General features: G+C 63.0%; 7 protein-coding genes. 3 read left to right on the forward strand and 4 right to left on the reverse strand.

Annotated elements, in window-relative coordinates:
- Positions 1-69 precede the first annotated feature (69 nt).
- A complete protein-coding gene (locus QCE48_RS12910) occupies positions 70-1,008 on the forward strand; it encodes a carbohydrate kinase family protein (RefSeq protein WP_309787376.1) in 939 nt (312 codons plus the stop codon).
- A 16-nt stretch (positions 1,009-1,024) separates the two neighbouring features.
- Complete coding sequence (locus QCE48_RS12915; protein ID WP_087632300.1) at positions 1,025-1,501, forward strand: glycine zipper 2TM domain-containing protein; 477 nt, start codon at positions 1,025-1,027, stop codon at positions 1,499-1,501.
- A 259-nt stretch (positions 1,502-1,760) separates the two neighbouring features.
- Here the strand turns inward: QCE48_RS12915 and QCE48_RS12920 are convergent, their stop codons facing one another.
- The 4 genes from QCE48_RS12920 to QCE48_RS12935 all read right to left on the reverse strand — a co-directional run bounded on the left by QCE48_RS12920 (position 1,761) and on the right by QCE48_RS12935 (position 4,991).
- Complete coding sequence (locus tag QCE48_RS12920) at positions 1,761-2,528, reverse strand: histone H1-like DNA-binding protein (protein ID WP_309787364.1); 768 nt, start codon at positions 2,526-2,528, stop codon at positions 1,761-1,763.
- A 29-nt stretch (positions 2,529-2,557) separates the two neighbouring features.
- Positions 2,558-2,872, reverse strand: a complete 315-nt coding sequence (locus QCE48_RS12925) for a hypothetical protein (RefSeq protein ID WP_309787363.1) — start codon at positions 2,870-2,872, stop codon at positions 2,558-2,560.
- A 103-nt stretch (positions 2,873-2,975) separates the two neighbouring features.
- Entirely contained in the window at positions 2,976-4,223 is a 1,248-nt protein-coding gene (locus QCE48_RS12930; RefSeq protein ID WP_309787361.1) for a ribonucleotide-diphosphate reductase subunit beta, read from the reverse strand.
- A 555-nt stretch (positions 4,224-4,778) separates the two neighbouring features.
- Positions 4,779-4,991, reverse strand: coding sequence for a DUF3820 family protein (locus QCE48_RS12935; protein WP_062632533.1), 213 nt, complete (start codon positions 4,989-4,991; stop codon positions 4,779-4,781).
- Between the two features lie 142 nt (positions 4,992-5,133).
- Between QCE48_RS12935 and QCE48_RS12940 the strand changes: the two genes are divergently transcribed.
- Positions 5,134-6,531, forward strand: coding sequence for an MFS transporter (locus QCE48_RS12940; RefSeq protein ID WP_309787356.1), 1,398 nt, complete (start codon positions 5,134-5,136; stop codon positions 6,529-6,531).
- The last annotated feature ends 242 nt before the right edge of the window (positions 6,532-6,773 follow it).

Raw genomic sequence — 6,773 nt, forward strand, 5'->3', positions numbered from 1 at the left:
GTGAGGCTGCGCGTGCAGTCTGACGAATGCGCCTTTCCCTTCACCGATTCGTTTCAAAGGACGTTTGCCTTGGCTACGCTCATCTGCGGCTCGCTCGCCTACGACAACATCATGACCTTCCAGGGCCGCTTCGGCGACCACATCCTGCCGGACCAGGTGCACATGCTGAACATCAGCTTCCTGGTGCCGACGATGCGCCGCAACTTCGGCGGCTGCGCGGGCAACATCGCGTACGCGCTGAAGCTGCTCGGCGGCGACGCGAAGATCATGGCGACGCTCGGCGAAGCCGACGCGCAGCTCTACCTCGACCGGCTCGACGCGCTCGGTTTGTCGAAGGACTACGTGCGCGTGCTGCCCGATCAGCACTCGGCGCAATGCTTCATCACGACCGATCTCGCGAATAATCAGATCACCGCGTTCCACCCGGGCGCGATGATGGAATCGCACCTGAATCGCGCCGACGAGGCACGCGGGATCACGCTCGGCATCGTCGCGCCCGACGGCGCCGACGGCATGCGCCAGCACGCCGACCAGTTCGCGAAGGCCGGCGTGCCGTTCGTCTTCGATCCGGGCCAGGGCCTGCCGATCCTCGAAGGTGTAGAGCTTCGTCACATGATTGAACTTGCCACTTACGTGGCGGTCAACGATTACGAAGCCAAGCTGTTGAGCAACAAGACCGGCTGGTCGATCGAAGACATCGCAAGCCGCGTCGAGGCGCTGGTGGTGACGCGCGGCGAGTTCGGCGCGCAGATCCACCACAAAGAGGGCATCGAGGAGATTCCGGTCGTGAAGGCGCGGCAGGTGGTCGACCCGACAGGCTGCGGCGACGCGTTCCGCGGTGGTCTCCTGTACGGCATCGAAAACAAGCTTGGCTGGGAGAAGACCGGTCGTCTTGCCAGCCTGATGGGCGCGCTTAAAATCGAACATCAGGGGCCGCAGACTTACGCGCCGACGCGCGCCGAAATCGAAGAGCGTTTCAAGCAGGCATTCGGAACCAGCCTGTCGTAATTTGTGGAGCAAGGGAATGAAAAGCATGAGTCGTGTTGCGCTGGCCGTGGCGCTGGTCAGCTCGGTTGCAATGTCCGGTTGCGCCTATAACAGCAGTTCGCCCGATGTCTACACGGCATCGCAGGCGCAGCGCGAAGAAACGGTCCGCATGGCGACCGTCGAAAGCGTGCGCGGCGTGAAGATCAGTTCGAACAACGGACAGCCGAGCGGCCTCGGCGCGATCGGCGGCGGCGCGCTCGGCGCGGTGGCCGGCAGCACGATCGGCGGCGGCACCGGCTCGATCCTCACGGGCATCATCGGCGGTCTGGCGGGCGCGGTCGCGGGTAACGCGGTGGAGAACAACGTCGCGGTGAAGAACGGCCTCGAGATCACCGTGCGTCTGGATAACGGCGACATGCGCGCCATCACGCAGACATCGTCCGGCGAAGTTTTCCAGGCGGGCGAACGGGTTCGCCTGTTGTCGAGCGGCGGCGTGACGCGCGTCACGCACTGAGCAGCTTAGGAACGAAGGCGTTGGCCGTCAGGCGGAATCGCCGATGGCCTGGAGCACGCTTACCAGCGCATGTGCCGAACGGCACGTGCGCTTTTTTGCGTCCGTCCGATGCCCGTCCGATGAAAGCGAGCCCGCGGGATTCGTTCACGCCGATAAAAAACCCGCCGTCGGATTGCTCCGGCGACGGGTTTTGACCGGGTAGCCCTACCCGGCCGAGAGACACATCGAGTGTGTCGCGATGCTACGTGCTGCCCGGTGCTTACGGACGGCTGCCCGTCGGGAACGGCCATGCCGCAGCCGGGTTCAACGCCGTCTTGACCGCCGAAGCCGGAGCCGGAGCTGCCGGAGTCGTGGCGGTGGTTGCCGGAGCTGCAGGGGCGCTCTTCTTTGCGGCGGCGGCCTTCTTGACCGGAGCCTTCTTCGCAACCGGTGCGGCCACTTTCGCTGCTGCTTCGGGAGCACTTTTGGTGGCGACAGGGGCTGCCGCCTTCTTCGCAGCAGGAGCCTTCTTTGCAGCAGGAGCCTTCTTCGCAGCAGGAGCCTTCTTTGCAGCAGGCGCCTTCTTCGCAGCGGGTGCCTTCTTGGCAGCGGGAGCCTTCTTGGCAGCGGGAGCCTTCTTCGCAGCAGCCTTTTTCGCGGGGGCCTTTTTCGCAGGCGCCTTCTTCGCCGCGGCCTTCTTCGCGGGCGCTTTCTTGGCCGCTGCCTTCTTCGCAGGCGCCTTCTTCGCCGCTACCTTCTTCGCTGCGACTTTCTTCGCTGCGACTTTCTTGGCGGCTACCTTCTTCGCCGGCGCCTTCTTGGCGGCTACTTTCTTCGCTGCGACCTTCTTGGCCGCGACCTTCTTGGCGGCAACCTTCTTCACCGCGACTTTCTTCGCCGCGACCTTCTTGGCCGGCGCTGCCTTCTTGGCGGCGACCTTCTTCACCGCGACCTTCTTCGCGGCGGTCGCCTTCTTGGCGGCCGTCTTCTTCACGGCCGGCTTTGCTGCAGCCTTCTTGGCGGCGGGTTTTTTCTTGGCAAGTGCCATCATTTTCTCCTTCAGGTTTCAGATGAGAGTCAGTTCAAACAACACCCTTCGTCAAAACCCGCTTCCCGCGCGCGCGTCTCACGGCGCACGCTGCGAAGCGGATTATTCATCGGCGTACGCTGATCCCACCTGCTTACGCTAATGAATACGGCAAGGCGCGCCGTGCCCCGAGGCACCGCGCGCCAAATTGAGTCGACACCGAACTCCGGTGCCGGCAATCGCTTGATCGAACCGGCGGCGAGGCCGCCGGCATTCTCCGGGGGGAAGTTTGCCCGTCCCATTGAAGGGACCGCAAAACGCCTGTCTTCTAGTCGGGCCATTGGCCCTCGAGGCGCACTTTGCATCAGGCGACCGTTCTCCTAAAACCTTGACTGCAGATGCTCGCGTTGGTCGCGGCGGCACCTGCATCCCATCGATTTCCGTCTGCAACACGTCCTGGGCTTGTTGTTATTCCCAGGTCAGCGCGCCGCCCGTTTGATAGTCAATCACGCGTGTCTCGAAGAAGTTGCGTTCCTTCTTCAAGTCGATCATCTCGCTCATCCACGGGAACGGGTTTTCCTCGTTCGGGAAGAGCGGGTCGAGACCAATCTGCTGACAACGTCGATTGCAGATGAAGCGCAGGTAGCTCTTGAACATCGACGCATTCAGGCCGAGCACCCCGCGCGGCATGGTGTCTTCAGCGTAGCGATATTCGAGTTCGACCGCCTGCTTGAAAATTTCGCGAATCTCGGCACGGAACGCCGGCGTCCACAGTTGCGGCTCTTCCAGCTTGATCTGGTTGATGAGGTCGATGCCGAAGTTGCAGTGCATCGACTCGTCGCGCAGGATGTATTGGTACTGCTCCGCCGCGCCCGTCATCTTGTTCTGGCGACCCAGCGCCAGAATCTGCGTGAAGCCGACGTAGAAGAAGAGCCCTTCCATCACGCAGGCGAACACGATGAGCGACTTCAGCAATTTCTGGTCCGCTTCGAGCGTGCCAGTGGTGAAGGCGGGATCGGTGAGCGTCTGGATGAACGGAATCAGGAACTCGTCCTTCGCTCGGATCGAGTCGACTTCGTGATACGCGTTGAAGATTTCGCTCTCGTCGAGACCAAGCGACTCGACGATGTACTGGTAAGCGTGCGTGTGGATCGCCTCTTCGAACGCCTGGCGCAGCAGGAACTGGCGGCACTCCGGAGCGGTGATGTGGCGGTAGGTGCCGAGCACGATGTTGTTCGCGGCGAGCGAATCGGCCGTCACGAAGAAGCCGAGGTTGCGCTTGATGATGCGACGCTCGTCGTCGGACAGGCCGTTGGGGTCCTTCCACAGGGCGATGTCGCGCGACATGTTCACTTCCTGCGGCATCCAGTGGTTGGCACAACCCGCCAGATATTTTTCCCACGCCCACTTGTACTTGAACGGCACGAGCTGGTTGACGTCGGTCTTGCCGTTGATGATGCGCTTGTCGGCAACGTTGACGCGTGCTTCGCTGACTGCGGCGATGGCGCCTGCGGTTGCTGCTGCGGGAGCGACGAAGTCGTCGGAGAAGATGTTGGTCGCCGAGTCGGCGTGAGGTGCTGCTTGAGAAGCAACTTGATGACCGGCGCGCGATGCTTGCTGCATGCCGGCAACCGTACCCGCGGCGTTGCGCAACGTGTTCTGTTGCGAAGCGCTCGACGGAGCTACGGCAGTGGTCTCGTCATCCCAGTTGAGCATAGATTCTCACCATCAATTTAGATCGGTTTGTACCATCTTTTCATGAGCGATAAAAGAGCTTGCTCATGAAAATTCCTGTTTTGTGTTCGCGTTGCTACCTGCATACAACACTTTGCTCAACGCATCGTGTGTGAAGCCTCTCGCGATGTGTGTTGCTGTTCGATCGACATGCTCATCATCGAGGGTTGCTGCGGCTTGATGCTTCGACGTGCGGACTTGTGTGACTGCGTTTGAAGAGAGCGTCGAAGCGAATGCGATGTGACTGCTAAGCGAGCCTCGACGATGCCAGGGACCCGCGCTTTCGCATCGCCTGTTCTGCGCCTTCGCGAGGAGCGACGCTTCATCGAAATTGCACGACTCGATGCTGCTTCGAGCGGCCGTCCGATGCGGCAAGAACGCTTCGACGAACCGACAACGCGTTGCCGAAGTGTAGCATCCGAGGTCTCAAAATTCCACTAAATGTTGGGCTTCGAGCACCGCAAACCACAAGCTATTGTGGGGTCAAAGACGCCACCGAATCTCGCCTCGGGTGCGCTTGTCAAGGCCTAGCGTACGTCAGCGCTGCCTCAACGGCTCGAGCAGCGAGCGCAGATTGTTGTGATCGATCTCGTGCATGAGCGCGAGCAGCCGGCCGAGCTGACCTTGCGGAAAACCCTCACGCGCGAACCACGCGAGATAGTGAGCGGGCAGGTCCGCGAGCAACCTTCCCTTGAACTTTCCATAGGGCATCGTCTGCGTGACGAGCCGCTGCAAATCTTCCGGGTCCATGTCCTTCCATCCTGTCATTCGATGCCGATCGAGAAGCGCACCTTATCATCGCGCGCCATCGGCGGCCCGATGCCTCGGCAGCGGCCTCTCTTCGATGCCATAATCGCCGCTGCCCCGCGAAGAGACGTTCGATCGATTCTCCATGCCGCTCGCCATCAAAGCCTTCGTTGCCCCTCTCATCGTCGCGTGCGCGATGTTCATGGAAAGCGTGGATGCGAACGTCATCGTGACGGCCATTCCCGAGATGGCACGCGCGTTCGGCCGCGATCCCGTCACACTGAAGATCGCCGTCACGAGCTACGTGCTCGGCCTCGGCGTCTTCATCCCGATCTGCGGCTGGGTCGCCGACCGCTTCGGCGCGCGCACCGTCTTTCGTACCGCCATCGGCATCTTCGTGGTCGGCTCGCTCTTGTGCGCGGCCTCCGACTCCCTCGCCACCTTCACCGTCGCGCGCTTCGTGCAGGGCGTCGGCGGCGCGATGATGGTGCCGGTCGGGCGCATCATCATCTTCCGCTCGGTGCGCCGCTCGGAGTTCATCCGCGCGATGAACTACCTGAGCGTCCCGGCGATGCTCGGCCCCGCCGTCGGGCCGCTGCTCGGCGGCTTCATCACCACCTACCTGCACTGGCGCCTGATCTTCTTCATCAACATCCCGATCGGCATCGCGGGCATCTATCTGACGAACCGCTATATCGCCAACTCGCGCGAGGAACATCCCGGACGGCTCGACTGGTTCGGCTTCTTCCTCTCGGCAAGCGGCGGCACGCTGCTCCTGCTCGGGCTGTCGCTCATCGGCGGCGAGCTAGTGGGAAACGGCGTCGCGGGCGCGATGTGCGCAGTGGGCGCGCTGATGGTCGCGCTCTACCTGCTGCACGCGCGACGCGCCGAGCGACCGCTGCTCGACCTGCGCTTCTTCCGCGTGCCGACCTTCCAGGCGAGCGTGCTCGGCGGTTCGCTCTTTAGGATCGGGCTCGGCGCGGTGCCGTTTCTGTTGCCGCTGGCGTTGCAGGAAGGGCTGCACATGACCGCGTTCAAGTCGGGATCGATCACGTGCGCATCGGCGTTCGGCGGCATGTTCATGCGCTCGCTCGCGGCGCGCGTGCTGCATCGCTTCGGTTTCCGGCACACGCTGATGGTGAACGCGGCGCTCTCGGGCCTCGCGATCGCGGCGTGCGGTCTCTTCTTCCCGGGCACGCCGACGTGGGTCATCTGGGCCGTCGTGCTGCTCGGCGGCTTCTTCCCGGCGTTGCAATTCACGAGCCTGAACTCGCTCGCGTATGCAGAGATCGAAACGCGCGACGTCGGACGCGCGACGAGCCTCGCGAGTTTCATCCAGCAGGTTTCGCTCGGGCTCGGCGTGACGATCGCCGGCATCACGCTCGACATCTCGCAGAGCGTGCAAGGTCACGCGACGATCGTCTGGCCGGATTTCTGGCCGGCGTTCTTTGTTGTCGGCGCGTTTTCGTTCCTGTCGATTCCGGTGACGGCGCGGCTGTCGCACGAGGCGGGGTCGGAGATTTCGCGCGGAACGCGCGGCTGAGCCGCTTCGTCTCATTCGCCTGAGAGCGCCTGCCAGTCTTGTTCGTGACCCTTCGCGCCGCACCAAACGAATCGGGCCGGTAGTGGAACCGTTCCTCGCGACGTCGACTGTTTCGACATCCGAGCATGGTTCCGCTACCGGCCCGACTCTTCACTCAGTCGCGGGGGGGGGGGGGGGGGGCCCCGGGGGGGGGGGGGGGGGCGGGCGCGCGGCGGGGGGGGGGGCGGGCCCCCCCCCCGCCG

It is taken from the genome of Caballeronia sp. LZ024, from assembly GCF_031451455.1.
Taxonomy (GTDB): domain Bacteria; phylum Pseudomonadota; class Gammaproteobacteria; order Burkholderiales; family Burkholderiaceae; genus Caballeronia; species Caballeronia telluris.